The organism is Streptomyces calidiresistens, assembly GCF_014141525.1.
Lineage (GTDB): Bacteria > Actinomycetota > Actinomycetes > Streptomycetales > Streptomycetaceae > Streptomyces > Streptomyces calidiresistens.
Window position 1 is genome coordinate 1 of record NZ_VKHS01001118.1, and the last position, 1334, is coordinate 1334.

Consider the following 1334-nt stretch of genomic DNA (forward strand, 5'->3'; position numbering starts at 1 on the left):
GCTCCGGACCGAGGGGGAGGGACGCGGGCGGGTCACCGCGAGGGGGCGGCGGACCGCCGGAGAGGAGCACGACCATGACGGCCATCGACCCCCGCGCCGGGAGCACGGAGCACGAGACCCCCGACCCGACCGCCCTCATCGCGCTCGCCGAGGCCCGTTCCGCGCACAACTACCACCCGCTGCCCGTCGTCCTGACCTCGGGCGCCGGGGCGTGGGTGACCGACGTCACCGGCCGGCGACTGCTGGACTGGCTCGCCGGGTACTCGGCGCTCAACTTCGGCCACGGCCACCCGCGGCTCCTGGCCCGGGCGCACGCCCAGCTCGACCGCCTGACCCTGACCTCCCGCGCCTTCCACCACGACCTGTTCGGCCGCTTCTGCGCCGAGTTGGCCGAGCTGTGCGGGATGGACCGGGTCCTGCCGATGAACACCGGGGCCGAGGCCGTGGAGACCGGTGTGAAGACCGCCCGCAAGTGGGGGTACCGGGTGCGGGGGATTCCCGCCGGGCGGGCACGGATCGTGGTGGCGGCGGACAACTTCCACGGCCGCACCACCACGATCGTCGGCTTCTCGACCGACGAGGAGGCCCGCGCCGACCACGGCCCCTTCACCCCCGGCTTCGACATCGTGCCCTACGGGGACGCCCGGGCCGTGGAGGCCGCGATCGAGGCGGCCGACGGCACGTGCGCGGCGGTGCTGCTGGAGCCGATCCAGGGGGAGGCGGGGGTGATCGTCCCGCCGCCCGGTTATCTGGCGGCGGTGCGGGAGACCACCCGCCGGCACGGCGTGCTCATGATCGCCGACGAGATCCAGTCCGGACTCGGCCGCACCGGCCGCACCCTCGCCTGCGAGCACGAGGGGGTGGTTCCCGACCTGTACCTGCTGGGCAAGGCCCTGGGCGGTGGGCTGCTGCCGGTCTCCGCGGTGGTGGGGTCGGACGAGGTGGTGGGCGTGCACCGGCCCGGCGAGCACGGCTCCACCTTCGGCGGCAATCCGCTGGCCTGCGCGGTGGCGCTGGAGGTGATCGCGATGCTGCGGGAGGGTGAGCCGCAGCGGTGGGCGACCGAGCTGGGCGGGACGCTGCACCGCGAACTGACGGCGATGCGGGAGGACCCCGGCAGCGGCGTGGTCGCCGTGCGGGGGCGCGGGCCGTGGGCGGGCGTGGACCTGGACCCGGCGCTGGGTACGGGGCGGGAGGTCTCGGAACGGATGCTGGAGCGGGGCGTGCTCCTGAAGGACACCCGGGCGTCCACCATCCGGATCGCCCCGCCGCTGGTGATCACCGAGGAGGATCTGGTGTGGGGGCTGGAGCGGCTGCGGGAGGTCGTCCGCCGC

General features: G+C 75.2%; 1 protein-coding gene. It reads left to right on the forward strand.

Annotated features, from left to right (window positions below):
* Positions 1-74: 74 nt before the first annotated feature.
* The coding region (gene rocD / locus FOE67_RS25820; protein WP_182667238.1) for an ornithine--oxo-acid transaminase at positions 75-1334 on the forward strand (1260 nt) is incomplete at its 3' end.